This window comes from Roseivirga sp., from assembly GCF_034669765.1.
Classification (GTDB): Bacteria; Bacteroidota; Bacteroidia; order Cytophagales; family Cyclobacteriaceae; genus Roseivirga.
Genome location: NZ_JAXMOQ010000005.1, coordinates 127,449 through 142,806 on the forward strand (window position 1 = coordinate 127,449; position 15,358 = coordinate 142,806).

Sequence of the window (15,358 nt, forward strand, 5' to 3'; positions counted from 1 at the left end):
ACGACCTTCAAAGTCAAACAAATAGACAGCTTTAAGAAAAAAAGAATGAGCGATAACAAAAAACCAATCTACGGAACCATTGGCTGGTTTGATTTAACCGTACCAAATGCCACAGCGGTAAAAGACTTCTACACCAAAGTAACGGAATGGAAGGCAGAGCCCGTTTCAATGGGTGATTATGATGACTATAACATGACGGTTGATGGTGAGCCTAAAGCTGGTGTATGTCATAAGCGCGGTGGTAACAGCGATATTCCATCTCAATGGATGATGTACATCAATGTAAGAGATTTAGATAAAAGCAGATCAGAATGTACCGCAAATGGGGGCAAGTTGGTTACCAACATTAAGAGTGCCGGCAGTATGGGGCGTTACTGTTTTATCGAAGATCCTGCTGGGGCAGTTTGTGCACTTTTTGAGCCTAAAATTGCCAATTAATATTGATCTACTAAAATAATTTCTTCGTAAATTTATCTTCTAAAGATATCCTATGAAAGTTCTTTTCCCACTTATATTTCTCTTTTTTGGTTTTAAACCCACCACCTCAGAACCAGCCTGCATTACCTGTGATCAAGACCGAGGTTACCTATGTGCTTCTAACACATTGGCCTTGAATGCTCGTTTGTGCATGGACATGTCAGAAGTCTCTGGGCAGATGTATAAAACCTTTTTATTAGACCTAAAAGCTCAAAACGGAGAAGGGTCAGCAGAATATGCTTCCAACATGCCCAACTGGGAAATTTGGGAAGAACTATACCCTGACAAAACAGCCTCAGAGATTTCGCAGTTATTCTTTGGAACCACCACTTTTGCTTTAGCACCTATGGTAGGTATTAGTTATGATCAGGCGGTTATGTTTACAAAATGGCGTACTAAAGCTTTCAAAAAAGAGCTTGACGGCATGAAGGAAAAAGACAGAGAGGCCTTCCCTAAAAAGTTTGAATTTAGATTACCTACGCCTAACGAATGGTCTAGGATGAGGTTTATGAACCAAGATAAAGGACTGCTCAAACAAGTGAGCAAAATCACCGATGCCTACAAAAAAGAATTTAAAATCGATAAAAATGACTTCCTGAATAGTAGCACCACCGTTCACGATGTTTTCTCAACCATGGATGAAAAATTGGGCCTGTTCGGTTTACATGATAATGTAGCAGAAATGACTTCTGAAAAAGGAGTAGCCATGGGTGGAAGCTGGAACAACAAAAGCACTGAAGCAGACTTCACGAAAACGTCAGAATACACTGCCCCTCAGGCTTGGCTTGGTTTCAGATGTATTTTTGAAATTATTGAATAGATCAATTACTTCCTCAATTGCTCCAACATACCCTTTAAATCCTGTGCAGAGAAAGTCTTCGTACCTAAAACTAACGTGTTAATGGCTTGAGTATTGGCGATATCTTCCAAAGGATTGGCATTAAGAATGAGTAAATCGGAAGATTTACCAGCCTCCACCGATCCATAAAAATTTTCAACCTTTAGAAATTTTGCCCCATTGATAGTCGCAGTACGAAGTGCTTCGGCAGGCGTTAAACCAGCCGCCACCAAAGCCGCTAATTCTTGGTGAAGCGAAAGCCCTTGGTATACATAGGAGTTAGACGCCCCAGAATCGGAACCCGCTAACAGCGAAACACCAGCGGCCTGCATTTTAGGAATCAGCTTTTCAAAAGTACTGTTCAGCTCATGTCTTTCTGCAACGGCTTTTTCATTCGCCCGCATCGCACTTCTAATTCTGCCTTGATAAGTTTTGATAATTCCGTCTCCTACATAGTTAAGGTACTCGTCATTTTCATGATTATCCCTATCTAAGTAGGAAAGCGTATTCCCAATATGTTTTGTGGGTACCACATAAGTATTGTGGGATTTCAGCATGTCAAAAACGGTATTGGCCTGAGCCTCATCAAAAGTGGCAATCAGTTTATCCATAGAACCCCAGAAGCCTGCCTTACCATCAATTACGTCTTGTGTTATTTCCTTTTCTTGGGTCGAAGCCCCTTTGAGGATATAATAAAGGTGCTCTACAGAACCCAATCCCGCATTTACCGCATCTTCCAACATTACGGTAAAAGGCATATGCCCCGAAGTGGTGATTCCTCGTTTTTTGGCTTCTTCAATAATCCAGATGTAAGCTTCTTTAGAAATGGTACTATCATAAATCTTAATAAAGTCCACGCCCATGTTTTCGAGTGAATCCACGCCTTGAATTACCTCTTCCTTAGTCGTTACAGGAATTGAACCTGCCCATGTTCCGCGTGGGCCATCTAGCTTTGGCCCCGAAGTAAAAATCACTGGACCATTAAGTGTACCTGACTTAATTTCTTCTCTCCACTTAAAAATCTCAGCAGTCATATCACCTCCAGCTTCGCGAACACCCGTAACACCATTGGCAATAAATAAAGGAAGCAGATTCTTATTCTCTTGGATCAATTCTTCCCCGCCTCTAAAATGCACATGCATGTCCCATAGCCCAGGAATAACAAATTTGCCTGTAGCGTCAATTGTTTTTGCGGCTGTGTAATCATTTTGGGTTCCAGCTTCGCGAACAAAAATGATACTGTCATTTCTAATCCCAATCTGCTGATCAGAAATCAATTGCCCCGTTTTTACATCCACCACATTGGCGTGATCAATCAGTATATCGAGCTTCGTTTTCTCTGAAGTGGAACAAGAAAAGAGAAAGACAGTAAGGAGTAATAGAGAGAGTTTTTTCATGGTCAGGCTTCCGATTAATACCCTAACCTATTCATTATTAAGCAGCTCTGAAATGGCTATTTTTTGAATGGCAGTGTGGGAGTAGTTAGTATATAGTATTTAGTATCTAGAGAATGGACGAATTGAAGAGTTGGTAGATTCCTCTTGGCTTTCCTTATCCTTTTGATATCCCCTTCAAACTCAGTCTATAAAACAGTGTATCGATTGGGTTTCTCAAAAAGTCCGTTGGAAGTTTCTTTTCATCAATTTGCTGAAATCCATGTTTTTGATAGAAGCTTTGCGCGGCTTTAAATTGAGCCATCGTACCTAAATAGATACACTCAAGCTGATTTTTCTCGGATTCATCGATGGCAGTTTGAAGTAGCAGTTTTGCAACATTGTGAACCGTGCCCCTAAATTCATTTTTGAGCATCATCTTCTTCAAAATTCCATACTCATGTTTAATGATCATCAAGGCGATAGTCCCAATAACTTGACCTTCGTAGACGGCCACCCAATACTTATCTGGAAAAGCAACCGAATTGCTTTTTTGTCCACCCATAATAGGCTCGGTAAACTCTTCTGCAATTTCTTGCATCATAAGGTCAATACCAGCCTGATACTTTGATTCGTATGGAACAATTTCGATCATATGACTTTCTGATGAGAGAGGAAATTTAACGCTTCACCCCTTTATTCTGAAACTTAAAATTCAATACCGAAACTGGAGTATCTAAACCTGCTTTGCAGTCTTCATTCTTTACCGCTCTGCCAGGATGGGTTTCAATTTCCAACACTCCTGCCCAAACGTCCAAATCATGATCAAAAGCTTCGTCAACCGCCCCTTCGTCACGTACTTTTGCAGAAGCTTCTGTGATGTCAATCCCGATGACCAGGGTACTGTTCAATTCCTTTTCATTGGGTTCGCGAGCTTCTGCCCAGCGACCAGCGATAATGTTTTCAGTGATAATCTCTAATGCCTCCATTTTCTCAGCAGGATCTTCAATCAATACAGGCGAACCAAAAACTACCACCGACCTATAATTCACCGAATGATGAAATACCGAACGCGCCAGCACAAGCCCATCCAAATGAGTGACTGACAAACTCACTTTCTCTTGCTCCAAAAGCGAAAGCATCATTCTGTTCTTCATTGAACCATGAATCAACAGTCGATCTCCTTTTCGGCCATAAGCTGTTGGAATTACAATGGCAGCATTTTCATGCACATAGGGCACATGACATAGAAAATGTGAATCGAGAATTTCGTAGACCAAAGCCTTATCGTAGTGTGCTCTCTTGCTTCCTCGGGTTACTTTGTTGTAAGTAGATTTAGAAAATTCAGCCATAATGTTGTTGTTATATGCTCCAAATATCTAAATTGATCGGACTATTAGTGCAATCCACTTTAGCGCTACTCAGTAGTCCACTATGATTTCATTTAAGAATTTAATCCACATCGATCGCAGCGCTGAAACGCCTATCTATCTTCAGTTGCACAACGCTATCATTGGCATGATCAAATCGGGAGTGATCCAAAGTGGTGCAAAACTACCGGGTACCCGAAGTCTTTCTATTCAAATTGGTTTGCATAGAAAAACCGTGATTGCCGCCTATGACGAATTGATGGGGCAAGGCTGGATTACCACCATTCCCGCCAAAGGTACTTTTGTAAGTGACAAACTACCAGAAATAAAGCCACGAGGAAAAGGAGTTGAGAAGGGGCCAGAATCAGCGGCTGGCTTTTCTTTTGAAGCAAGAAAGCACCTTCAACGACCTTATGCCCAACTACCTTCAATGCTAACGATTGATGAGGGAATTCCAGATGTTCGAATTGCGCCCATAGTTGAAATTTTGCGTCATTACCGTAGCATTATCTCGCGCAGTTATAACGCCAAATATTTGAGTTATGGCTCGTTTTTCGGAGACGATTCTCTTCGGGAAATTTTAGCCAATTACCTCCAAGAAACCCGAGGGATTGCCTGCTCAAAAGAGAATATCCTGATCACAAGAGGAAGCCAAATGGGAATGTACTTGGCTTCGCAATTAATTCACCAAAAAGGAGGCTTTAGCATTGTGGGTGAAACCAATTACATTGCCGCAAGCCTTACCTTGACCGATGCTGGCGCTTCACTGCTTCGCGTACGCATGGATGAAAACGGTTTGAACACCAATGACATTCAAGCCTTCTGCGAAAAGCATAAAATCAAATCGGTATATGTTACTTCCCATCATCATCACCCCACTACGGTAACGCTTAGCCCCGAAAGAAGGCTGCACTTAATCGAGCTGGCACATCAATATGGCTTTGCCATTTTGGAAGATGATTATGACTACGACTTCCATTACCAGCGTGCTCCGCTCTTACCTTTGGCCAGTGCCGATGCAGGAAATCATGTGATTTACATGGGGGCGATTTGTAAAATTATTGCGCCAGCCATTCGTGTGGGTTATATGGTGGGACCAAGCGATTTTATAGCCGCAGCCGCACATTTAAGACGAACTATAGATCGCCAAGGAGATACCATATTGGAAAAAGCAATTGGGCAAATGATTGAGCAAGGTGACCTTCAGCGACACAGTAGAAAGGCACTCAAACTTTATCACGAGCGCAGAGATCATTTCAATCAATTACTCACTGATCATCTTTCAGAGTTTATCAGTTTTCAGGTTCCCGAAGGCGGAATGGCCTTTTGGGTTAAACTTCGTAAAGATTTGAACTGGGGAGCGATTGCTAAAACTTGTTTGGAAAATGAATTGGTAATTCCCGACTGGCAAAATTACGACATCAACGGTTCAGGCCATAATGGTATCCGTTTGGGCTTTGCTTCTTTAAATTTTGAAGAACAAACCAAGGCCATTCTCATCCTGAAATCAGTCATGAAAAAAGAAAGTCAAAATTAATTTAGCGAAATTGTCCCCTGCTCAACATGGCTTTCGTCAATAGGGTGAATCTCAAATGAGAACTCGATTTTTAAACCATAATTTTTTAACACGATGAAAAAGTTTTTATACCTGTTTAGAGGTGGCGATGCAAGAATGGCCGAAATGTCTCCAGAAGAAGTGCAAGCTGAAATGGCCAAATGGGGTGAATGGATGCAAGGGTTGGCCGAAAAAGGTCAACTAATTGATGGATTACCGCTGAAAGCGGAAGGCATGCAAGTATCAAAAGGTGGACAGTTAATTACCGATGGCCCTTTTGCCGAAGGTGCTGAAATTGTTGGCGGTTACTTGATGGTAAACGCTACTGATATGAACCAAGCAATTGAGCTGTCGAAAGGTTGCCCCATATTAAATGCAAAAGATGGCAATATCGAAGTAAGGGAAATTGCTGATATGTAAGATTTTAAGAGAAGTCGCTTTTGAACAATCAGAGCGACTTCTTTTTTAATTGAAAGCTACCTCACTTTCGCCTTTTTAATCATTCTGGCGAATAAACCAGGAACAAATCTTTTGGCATAGGCTCCGTAAGATTCTTTGCCAATGTAAATTTCACGCTTTTCTTTTTTGATCGCCTTAATGATGGCTTTGGCGCAATCTTCAGCAGAAATTCCTTTGGCTTGAGCATCGTCCATCACATTGGCTTTTGAGCCATCACCCACCAAGGCATTTACCGACACATTGGTTTTCACGAATCCGGGTGCGGCTATCGTCACCTTTATTCCATCATCTTCCAGTTCGGCACGAAGACTATCGTAAAAACCATGGAGCGCATGTTTAGTGGCTGCATAGCCAGAACGATAAGGCGTTCCGAAAATTCCAGTCAAGCTCGTCACCACCACAAAATGACCACTGCCCTTATTGAGCATATGCGGAAGCAGGTTTTTGGCCAGAGCAATATTCCCGAAGTAGTTGACTTCCATCAAATTTCGGTCAACCTCAAGTTTAGTGTCCTTCACCAAAGAGCGCTGACTGATGCCTCCATTATTGATTAGAATATCCACCTGACCGAAAAGTGCAATGGCTTGATTGGTCTTGGTGGCCAAGCTATCGGCTTCGGCTAAATCGAGGGTGAGGATTTTTATGTTGCCTTGATTGGAACAATTGGATTTCACCCTTTCTAATTCCGCCTGTCTACGGGCAGAGAGAATGAGTTGAGCCCCTTCCGCAGAAAGTTGCATGGCCAAAGCTTCTCCAATTCCTGAAGAGGCGCCTGTGATCCAGATGGTTTTGTTTGTTAAAGACATACATTATTCATTTTAGAAGCAACGATCAACTTTCCAAAAGTTCAAAGTATCCATCCCCAAAGCTTCGGGGCTTTTTTCCCTGAGATTACGAAGGGGTCTAGATCTTAATTATAGTTCCTTCGCTGTGCTCAGGATAGAAATCTACAAAACAACCCTTATCCTATAATCCATCGAAACCTATAAAAGTAGCTCTGAAGAACTTCTAGAAAGCAGTACTTTGAAAAAGCCCTACTTCCGAACATAAGTTACAAAGTCGAAAGCATATTTGTGCTTTTCATCCGCTTCATGATGTTCTCTTCCTTCTTCCTTCCATTCACTTTTATCGAATTTAGGGAAGAAAGTATCTGCTCCTTCGATTACCGCTTCTACCTCAGTAATCAGCATTCTATCGACCAATCCCTTCTCGATGGCTTCGGTATAAATTTTTCCTCCGCCAATAATCATGCATTCGCTCAATCCTTGTTTTTCGCAATGGGCCAACGCCTCTTCTAAACTATGTGTTACCACATGGCCTTCGGGCATTTCAAAATCCTTATTGCGGGTGATCACTACTGAAGTACGGTTGGGCAAGGGCTTGCCAAGCGACTCATAAGTCTTTCGCCCCATCAGAATGTGATTTCCGGAGGTCACCGTCTTGAAGAATTTGAAATCATCGGGTAATCGCCAAAGCAAATCGTTGTCTTTGCCAATGGCATAGTTTTCTGAAATCGCTACTACAATGGTCCTGATCATAATTGTGTTCCTCTTAAAAACGACTCGATATCCATTCGTTTCTTTCCTTCCATTTGCAATTCGGTAATGGCCAAGGCGCCCGTTCCTGTTTGAATATGAAGGAAAGTTTTGTTGTCGGTTTTGTATTCGCCTGGCTCAGTTTTTTTACCTGAGTCCATTTTCTTGGTGGCGAAGATTTTGAAATTCTTATCGTTGATGCATGTCCATGCCGCAGGATAAGGCGATAAACCTCGAATGAAATTATAGACTTCTTCGGTCGGTTTCTTCCAGTCGATCTCGCAGGTTTCTTTAAATATTTTAGGCGCATGCTTAATCTCCACCGACTCGTCTTGTGGCAGTTGCGGATAATCACCTGCTTCAATGGCACGAACCGTTTTGAGTACCAATTTGGCACCACGCTGCATTAATCTTTCATATACATCGCCTACATTGTCTTCTTCGCCAATGGGTTCTTTTTCCTGAAAAATAACATTCCCCGTATCAATCTCATGTTTCAGGAAGAAGGTGGTCACACCCGTTTCCTTTTCACCATTGATAATTGCCCAGTTGATGGGAGCAGCGCCTCGGTATTGCGGTAGCAATGAACCATGTAGGTTGAAAGTACCAATTTCGGGCATGTCCCAAACGGCTACGGGCAGCATTCTAAAAGCCACCACAATTTGCAGGTTGGCATTGTAGCTTTTCAGTTCTTCTAAAAATTCTGGTGACTTTAAATTGGTAGGCTGCAACACGGGAATACCCTGCGAAACGGCATAATCCTTCACAGGCGTAGTGGTTAATTTTTGCCCCCTGCCCTTCGGACGGTCAGGCGCGGTCACCACGGCCACCACATTGACGCCATTCTCTACCAAAATTTGTAAGCTAGGCACCGCAAACTCAGGCGTGCCCATATATATAATTCTTAATTCCTGCATTTATTCAAAATCGGTATAGAGCAAATATTGTTTTCTTTTCGCCTTGTAAGCGTTCAAATCTTCTTGCCAGGTCGCTTTAATTTCTTCCTCGGTCATTCCGGCTACAATCTGTTTTCGCAGTTCGGTAGTTCCAGCCAAAAGAGTAAGGTAATCTTTGAAGAATTCCGTTTTGTCTTTTAAGGCTTGGTAATAAGTAATCAGATAGCGCAGGGTTAACTCATGCGGTTGGTCTACACCCGAAAAGCTTTGCCCAAAGCATTCTTTGCCTTCCAGTGGCGGATATTTAGAGCCTTCATTGGGTTGCGGAGTGAAAGTATACGAACCTAAACTAAAATCAGGGTGGCCAATCACTTCGAAAGGAAAATCGGTACCACGACCTACGCTCACTACCGTGCCCTCAAAAAAACCGAGGGAAGGATAAAGCGCAATAGCATTATCGGTGGGTAAATTGGGCGAAGGTTTTACAGGCAATAAATAAGTAGCATTATGGTCCCAGCCTTTCATTTTAATGACGGTCAAATCAGCTTTCACCCCATTTTCTAACCATCCTTCTCCATTAATCATTTGCGCCAGTTCGCCCACCGTGAGGCCATGAACGACCGGAATTGGATGCATGGCAATAAAACCATTGACGCTATCCTCTTTTACGGGGCCGTCAATGTACATGCCGTTCGGGTTCGGCCTATCGAACACAATGACCTCTTTATTATTTTCAGCTGCGGCTTCCATAATATAATGCATGGTGCTGATGAAGGTGTAAAAGCGAACCCCCACATCTTGAATATCGAAAATAAGCACATCCACATCTTCCAACATTTCTGGCGTTGGCTTTTTATTGCTGCCGTAAATAGAAACGATTGGAATTCCTGTTTTTTCGTCTTTGGAATCGTTGACTTTTTCACCATCTGGCGCTTCGCCCCTAAAACCGTGCTCAGGTGCCATCACTTTTTTAATGTCAACGCCCAAGTTATGCAGCGTATCTACCAAATGCGTTTGGTCCACCATAGAAGTTTGATTGACCACCAAAGCCACTCGTTTACCTTCCAGCAATGGGAGGTATTCTTGCATTCTTTCGGCTCCTACTTGGAGGGTTTCCTTTTGCTCGGTTTGCGATTGACAGCCAAAACATGTCATTAAAATAAAAAGGGCGGATAGCAGTCTATTCATTCGGTTCGTTATCTTTGAAATTTAACGGTAGCATCAAAATTAACCATATTCTTGAACCTCCCTTATTTCATAGCAAAAAGAATCAGCGATCCGGGCGATAACAGCTTCTCGGCCGTGATCCATAAGATTGCCATTGCCAGCGTTGCCCTGGGTTTGGCCATTATGATGATTGCTTTTTTCGTGCTTGGTGGTTTTCAAGAAAACATCAAAGACAAGATTTTCAGCTTTTCCGGTCACATTCAAATCAAAAAATTCTCACTAAACAATTCATATGAGGAAGAACCGATTGTTGTGGATCCCAATCGTTTGGAGGCAGTCGCAACAGACCCATATGTTCTTCATGTGCAGGAATACGCCCACAAACCGGGCCTAATTTCGAAAGATGGTGAAGTGTACGGGGTACTCTTTAAGGGAGTAGCACCGAGCTTTAACAAAGCATTGTTTGATAAATACATGGTGGAAGGGGAGTTCATCAGTTTTAATGATAGCACTTCCACCGATGTGATGGTAAGTTCCAAAATGGCCAAAAACTTGGGATTGAAGATTGGCGACAAAGTGATCAACTACTTTATTATGGACCCACCTAAAACCCGCAGGGTAACCGTAAAAGGAATTTATAGCACTGGCCTCGATACTTTTGACGACCAAATGATGATTGGAGACATCAATGTGGTTAGAAGTCTAAATGGCTGGAAGGATGATCAGGTGGGAGGCTATGAAGTTTACCTCAAAAACATAGATGATATTGCCGCTGCGGATGATACCATCACTGGCAAATTAAGCATAGAGCATTATACAGAAAGAGCGGACGATAAATTCGTGCAGATTTTTGACTGGCTCAATTTGCTCAGTAAAAACGTGAGTATTTTCATCTGGCTTATTCTATTGGTGGCCTCGTTTAACATGGTCTCCGTTTTGTTTATTCTGATTATGGAACGTACCCAAATGATTGGTACTTTCAAGGCATTGGGGGCTTCAAATAGCCTGATCAGAAAAATATTCTCCTACAATGGTTTCAGATTGGTACTCAAAGGTTTGTTGGTTGGGAATGCGTTGGCCATCGGTTTTGCTTTCCTTCAAGATTTCTTTCATATCATCCCCCTAGATGCCGCCAATTACTATATGGAGTATGTACCTATTGATTGGGACTGGTCGGTGACCATCGGCCTCAATTTGCTGACATTGATCTTGGTGTCCTTAGTACTGATTATTCCTACGGCCATTATTGCCAGAATAAAACCAGTAACGGCCATAAGGTTTGATTGAGTGAATTTTTAAGAAGTTTAAGCTTCCTTTTCTACGTAGCTAAGCGACTGTTCCAAATCCGCCTCAGTTTCTCTTCTATAAGTTCTGAAAAGACTTCCAACCTTGATTTGCATTACGCCTAAAACGGCCTCTTTAATAATGCCACTCGTCATTTTAGACTTGCCTTTGGTGCGGTCGGTGAAAATGATAGGCACTTCCGTAATGTTAAAGCCGTATTTCCATGCCAAGAATTTCATTTCAATTTGAAACGCATAGCCCATAAAGCGGACTTTATCTAAGTCTATGGTTTCTAGTACCGAACGTCTGTAGCATTTAAAACCTGCAGTGGTATCTCTAAAAGGCATTCCAGTTACTGTGCGGACGTAATAACTGGCGAAAAAAGAAAGCATTACCCGGCTCATGGGCCAGTTCACTACATTCACACCCGTTACATAGCGCGACCCAATGGCAACATCGTGCCTATCGGTTTTACAAGCATTATAGAGGTTATTTAAATCTTCTGGGGGATGCGAAAAATCAGCATCCATTTCAAAAATAAACTCATAATGACGGGCCAAAGCCCAACGAAAACCATGAATATAAGCGGTGCCCAAACCTAATTTCCCAGCCCTTTCTTCAATATGCAAGCGCTCAGGAAATTCAAGCATTAAGCTTTTAACGATATCTGCCGTGCCATCTGGTGAATTATCATCCACAATAAGCAACTCAAAACCAGTAGGTTGGGAAAGAACAGCATGGATGATTTCCGAGATGTTCTCTTTTTCGTTGTAAGTAGGAATGATGACTAGGCTATCTTTCATTACATGATTCAAAAAACCTACTCTGAAAGAATAATTCCTCCATAGCAGTTAAATTCATTAGTTTTATCCGTCTGGGAGTTGAGGCCCGTAAAGTTAAGAACGGGGAAGTTAATTAAATGTTAATCACAAAAGAAAAGCAAGTGAATAAAATGAGTAAATGTATTTTCATGGATAGGGATGGCGTGTTAAATAAAGAGTTAGGTCGACACATTCTGAAAATCGAAGAATTTATAATTCCAGAAGATGTTCCGAATGGCTTAAAACGACTGAAAGATGCTGGCTATAAACTAGTTGTGGTCACCAATCAAAGTGGAATTGCTAGAAAATACTATGATGATAAACTGGTAGACGACTGCCATGATTTGCTTCAAGAAGCTTGTGGAGGCATAATAGATCAATTTTACTATGCGCCCTTGGTGGATAGCGTGAGTAAATCTTTAATGCGCAAACCAGACTCGCTTATGCTAGAAAAGGGAATGGCCAAATTCGATGTAGATCCTGCGCAATCGTGGATGGTGGGCGATAAAGAACGTGATTTAATTCCAGCAAAGAAATTGGGCATCAGAAGAATTCAGTTGATGGCCATGGTAGAAAAAAGTGAATTGGCCGAAGTGGTGGCCCATACTTTTACGGAAGTAGTGGATGCCATTCTTGATGAGGGCTAAATTTTTCGGGTTTCATCCCGAGAAATTACGTGTTCACCGATATTTTTTGGCCGGGTTTGGTTCAAATACCATTTTTGAATCAATCAAAAACTCAAAATATCTTATACATGAAAAAGAAAACCAAAGTATTCGCCACACTCCTGCTGCTGTGCTTCTTTTTAAGCTCTTGCGTTTATTCATTGTTCCCGATTTATACAGAGGAGTCATTAGTTTACTTACCTGAGCTAATAGGAAAATGGAAAACAGGAGAAGATCCAGATGATTATATCCTCTTCGAGCGAATTCAACAAAATGAAGAAGAGGATATCGAAGTCAATGATGAATACGAAGAAGCTTCTGTCTACACCGATTCCATTTTTGGAGACGGGTGGAAGATAAAAGTAAACGGGCCAATTGAGATGAGAGTCAATGGTGAACTTGTAACAGACCGTGATTCTATTCAGCGGCATTATGATGCGATAATGCAAGGGATCATGAGCCCTAAAATAAAGAAGGAAACAGAATTAATGTTTGGACGAGGTGATTCGACTGGAAGAAAGACCAAGATTCAAACTTTTGGGAAAGCAAAACTAGGCGACTCGAATAAGCTTTTAGAAGGTTCTCCGAAACAAGCGAAAAATACAGCCTCATATGATGGTAGTTATCAAATTGTACGTAACGAAAGCTATAAAATGGTTGTAGTCGATGATGATGAACGACTAGTATATCAGGCGCACTTAGTCCAAATAGGGCATGATATGTTTTTGGATTTATACCCACTTCCTGAGTATTCTGATGCTGCCTTTGGAGAAAACATGTTTCCAGTTCACACCTTTATGAAATTAAAGCTGAACGGCAACAAACTCGACCTTACTCAATTTGATTTAAACAAGCTCAATAAATTATTCAAAAGCAACCTGATTCGTTTACGACATGAAAATGTAGATGGCACTATTTTGATAACGGCCCAGCCCAAAGAACTTCAGAAATTTCTAGCCAAATATTCGGAAGACGAAAGTGTATTTGATGATTCTGAGAGCTATACCCGCATAATCCAATGAAAGCGCTAAACAAACTTATACGGCTAAAATGGTTACAGCACACCGTCTTTTGGGTGCTGTCCATTTATGCGATTGGTTCTTACTTTTCCATTGCTAGCATCTTCGCCTTTATCGATTATTTCTATGCACTTCTCTTTCATATCCCGCTTTTCTTCTTGGTCTATGTAAACCTGAGGTTCCTAGTGCCAAAGTTCTTGCAGAAAGGGAAGTATATTCCATACACGGTCTTAGTCGTTGCGAATATTTTTGCCGCATATCTATTACATGAACTCACTTTTGAGTTCCTATTGCCCCTTCTGCCCACCGAGTATTACATGGTTTCCTTTACCGAATGGCAGGTTTTGGTGAATATTTTTGTCATTTACCTTGTGTTCACCACTTTGCTCAAACTGTCCAAATCCTGGTACACTTTACAACAAGTAGAAAAAGAGAAGGTAGAACTGGAATTGAAATCGTTGAAAATGCAGATCAATCCACACTTTCTCTTCAATAGCCTGAATAGCATTTACGCCATGGCTTTGGTGAAAAGTGATAAAACTGCGGCTTCAGTTCTGGAACTCTCAAACCTTTTGCGCTACATGATTTATGAGGTGGGCGACAAACGCGTGAGTCTAGAAAAGGAAGTAGAAATTATTCAGGGTTACCTTGATTTGCAGCGCCTTCGCTCCGATGCCAGTACCGAGGTGGATTTCAAAATAGAAGGTGACCTATCGGGAATCATGATTGCACCGCTTTTGTTCTTTCCGCTGATTGAAAACAGTTTTAAACATGGCGTAAAAGGCGTTTCCGATTCGGCTTTTGTACATATGCATTTAAAGTGCAGCAATGGCCAAATCGATTTTAGTATTGTGAACAATAAAGGCGAAATTGACGATATGGAAGCAGGGCAATATGGCGGAATTGGTTTGCAGAATGTTTCTTCTCGCTTGGCTTTGATTTACCCGAAAAAGCACGAGTTTAAAGTAGAAGATGAGCAAGATAAATTCTCTGTCCATTTAACAATTAAGCTATGATTAAATGCCTGATAGTAGACGATGAGCCGCTTTCACGTGATGTACTGAAAGCTTATTGCACAGATCATCCTGATTTAGAAATCACCGCCATCTGTAAAGATGCTTTTGAGGCCATGAACGCACTCGGCAAGTCAAGTGTTGATCTGATTTTTCTGGATGTAAACATGCCCAAGTTATCAGGCATCAACTTTTACAAGTCGCTGAACCAGAAACCGATGGTGGTATTTACTACGGCCTATCCTGAGTTTGCGGTAGAAGGCTTCGAACTTGACGCCACAGATTATTTACTAAAACCCTTCTCTTTCGAACGCTTTGTAAAAGCAGTGAACAAGGTAAAAGAGAAAAGCATCAACCAAACTGAAAAAGACGAAAAGTACATCTTACTCAAAGCCGACCGAAAAGTCTACAAGGTTGATTTCTCAGAAATTCTCTTTTTCGAAGCCCTTGGTGATTATGTGAAAGCGCATTTGCAAGACAAAGTGCTGATTGTCACCACCACCTTAAAAAAGCTTATGGAAGAATTACCTGCTTCCGCCTTTATGCGCACGCATAAGTCATTCATCATTGCCAAAAGTAAAATTGAATACTTAGAAGGAAATCAGATTCAGCTTGCTCTACACAAAATCCCCATTGGCCAAGCCTACCGCGAAGAAGTATTGAAGAAGCTGGAGGGTTAATGAGACCTACAAGGTTTTGGAAACCTTATAGGTGTGGTTTAAAAAGCACGGTTCTGAGCATAGCTTTTACAGTGTAATACGGACAGAGTCCTAGAAATCATAGTAAGTCACAGGTCCTGCCAAAGGCAGATAAATCGGAGAACCTGCGACAGTTGAGATTCAAGACAACAGAAAATCGTATCATAACCGTATATTTTCGTATCAAA

17 protein-coding genes are annotated in these 15,358 nt (G+C 41.6%); 9 read left to right on the forward strand and 8 right to left on the reverse strand.

All coding sequences use genetic code 11. The annotated features are described in order from the left end of the window. Nucleotides 1-45 precede the first annotated feature (45 nt). Both VOI17_RS11385 and VOI17_RS11390 read left to right on the forward strand, forming a co-directional pair. Entirely contained in the window at nt 46-438 is a 393-nt protein-coding gene (locus VOI17_RS11385) for a VOC family protein (RefSeq protein WP_323757347.1), read from the forward strand. 52 nt (nt 439-490) lie between these two features. Beyond that, nucleotides 491-1,297 carry an SUMF1/EgtB/PvdO family nonheme iron enzyme gene (locus VOI17_RS11390; protein WP_323757348.1) on the forward strand — a complete coding sequence of 269 codons (807 nt, stop codon included), beginning with the start codon at nt 491-493 and terminating at the stop codon, nt 1,295-1,297. A 5-nt stretch (nt 1,298-1,302) separates the two neighbouring features. Here VOI17_RS11390 and VOI17_RS11395 read toward each other — a convergent pair whose 3' ends face one another. The 3 genes from VOI17_RS11395 to VOI17_RS11405 all read right to left on the reverse strand — a co-directional run bounded on the left by VOI17_RS11395 (nt 1,303) and on the right by VOI17_RS11405 (nt 4,040). After that, the gene (locus VOI17_RS11395) at nt 1,303-2,712 is read right to left on the reverse strand and encodes an amidohydrolase family protein (protein ID WP_323757349.1); all 1,410 of its coding nucleotides are present in this window, start codon (nt 2,710-2,712) and stop codon (nt 1,303-1,305) included. Between the two features lie 154 nt (nt 2,713-2,866). Then, a complete protein-coding gene (locus tag VOI17_RS11400) occupies nt 2,867-3,343 on the reverse strand; it encodes a GNAT family N-acetyltransferase (protein WP_323757350.1) in 477 nt (158 codons plus the stop codon). A 25-nt stretch (nt 3,344-3,368) separates the two neighbouring features. Beyond that, the gene (locus VOI17_RS11405; RefSeq protein WP_323757351.1) at nt 3,369-4,040 is read right to left on the reverse strand and encodes a pyridoxamine 5'-phosphate oxidase family protein; all 672 of its coding nucleotides are present in this window, start codon (nt 4,038-4,040) and stop codon (nt 3,369-3,371) included. Nucleotides 4,041-4,122: 82 nt separating this feature from the next. On the opposite strand from VOI17_RS11405, the gene VOI17_RS11410 reads away from it, so the two are divergent. Together VOI17_RS11410 and VOI17_RS11415 are read left to right on the forward strand one after the other, a co-directional pair. Continuing rightward, a complete protein-coding gene (locus VOI17_RS11410; RefSeq protein ID WP_323757352.1) occupies nt 4,123-5,595 on the forward strand; it encodes a PLP-dependent aminotransferase family protein in 1,473 nt (490 codons plus the stop codon). Nucleotides 5,596-5,688: 93 nt separating this feature from the next. Next, a complete protein-coding gene (locus VOI17_RS11415) occupies nt 5,689-6,033 on the forward strand; it encodes a YciI family protein (RefSeq protein WP_323757353.1) in 345 nt (114 codons plus the stop codon). Nucleotides 6,034-6,089: 56 nt separating this feature from the next. On the opposite strand, the gene VOI17_RS11420 is transcribed toward VOI17_RS11415, so the two are convergent. From VOI17_RS11420 to VOI17_RS11435, 4 genes are all read right to left on the reverse strand, one after another. Continuing rightward, nucleotides 6,090-6,878, reverse strand: coding sequence for an SDR family oxidoreductase (locus tag VOI17_RS11420; RefSeq protein WP_323757354.1), 789 nt, complete (start codon nt 6,876-6,878; stop codon nt 6,090-6,092). A 228-nt stretch (nt 6,879-7,106) separates the two neighbouring features. Then, nucleotides 7,107-7,610 carry a dihydrofolate reductase gene (locus VOI17_RS11425; RefSeq protein ID WP_323757355.1) on the reverse strand — a complete coding sequence of 168 codons (504 nt, stop codon included), beginning with the start codon at nt 7,608-7,610 and terminating at the stop codon, nt 7,107-7,109. Then, nucleotides 7,607-8,524, reverse strand: coding sequence for a methionyl-tRNA formyltransferase (gene fmt, locus VOI17_RS11430; protein WP_323757356.1), 918 nt, complete (start codon nt 8,522-8,524; stop codon nt 7,607-7,609). The genes VOI17_RS11425 and fmt overlap by 4 nt, the downstream gene beginning before the upstream one ends. Then, nucleotides 8,525-9,691: a DUF1343 domain-containing protein gene (locus VOI17_RS11435; RefSeq protein ID WP_323757357.1), complete on the reverse strand. Its 1,167-nt coding sequence runs from the start codon at nt 9,689-9,691 to the stop codon at nt 8,525-8,527. It lies immediately after the preceding gene. Nucleotides 9,692-9,742: 51 nt separating this feature from the next. Here VOI17_RS11435 and VOI17_RS11440 point away from each other — a divergent pair, with 51 nt between their 5' ends. After that, nucleotides 9,743-10,957 carry an ABC transporter permease gene (locus VOI17_RS11440; protein WP_323757358.1) on the forward strand — a complete coding sequence of 405 codons (1,215 nt, stop codon included), beginning with the start codon at nt 9,743-9,745 and terminating at the stop codon, nt 10,955-10,957. A 17-nt stretch (nt 10,958-10,974) separates the two neighbouring features. Here the strand turns inward: VOI17_RS11440 and VOI17_RS11445 are convergent, their stop codons facing one another. Next, on the reverse strand, nt 10,975-11,757 hold the full coding sequence (locus VOI17_RS11445) for a polyprenol monophosphomannose synthase (protein WP_323757359.1): 783 nt from the start codon (nt 11,755-11,757) through the stop codon (nt 10,975-10,977). Between the two features lie 116 nt (nt 11,758-11,873). Between VOI17_RS11445 and VOI17_RS11450 the strand changes: the two genes are divergently transcribed. The 4 genes from VOI17_RS11450 (at nt 11,874) to VOI17_RS11465 (ending at nt 15,152) form a co-directional block, all read left to right on the forward strand. Continuing rightward, the gene (locus VOI17_RS11450) at nt 11,874-12,422 is read left to right on the forward strand and encodes an HAD-IIIA family hydrolase (protein WP_323757360.1); all 549 of its coding nucleotides are present in this window, start codon (nt 11,874-11,876) and stop codon (nt 12,420-12,422) included. 107 nt (nt 12,423-12,529) lie between these two features. After that, entirely contained in the window at nt 12,530-13,462 is a 933-nt protein-coding gene (locus tag VOI17_RS11455; RefSeq protein ID WP_323757361.1) for a hypothetical protein, read from the forward strand. Further along, nucleotides 13,459-14,475 carry a sensor histidine kinase gene (locus tag VOI17_RS11460; RefSeq protein WP_323757362.1) on the forward strand — a complete coding sequence of 339 codons (1,017 nt, stop codon included), beginning with the start codon at nt 13,459-13,461 and terminating at the stop codon, nt 14,473-14,475. Before VOI17_RS11455 ends, VOI17_RS11460 begins: the two co-directional genes overlap by 4 nt. Then, on the forward strand, nt 14,472-15,152 hold the full coding sequence (locus VOI17_RS11465; RefSeq protein ID WP_323757363.1) for a LytTR family DNA-binding domain-containing protein: 681 nt from the start codon (nt 14,472-14,474) through the stop codon (nt 15,150-15,152). Before VOI17_RS11460 ends, VOI17_RS11465 begins: the two co-directional genes overlap by 4 nt. Nucleotides 15,153-15,358: the final 206 nt, after the last annotated feature.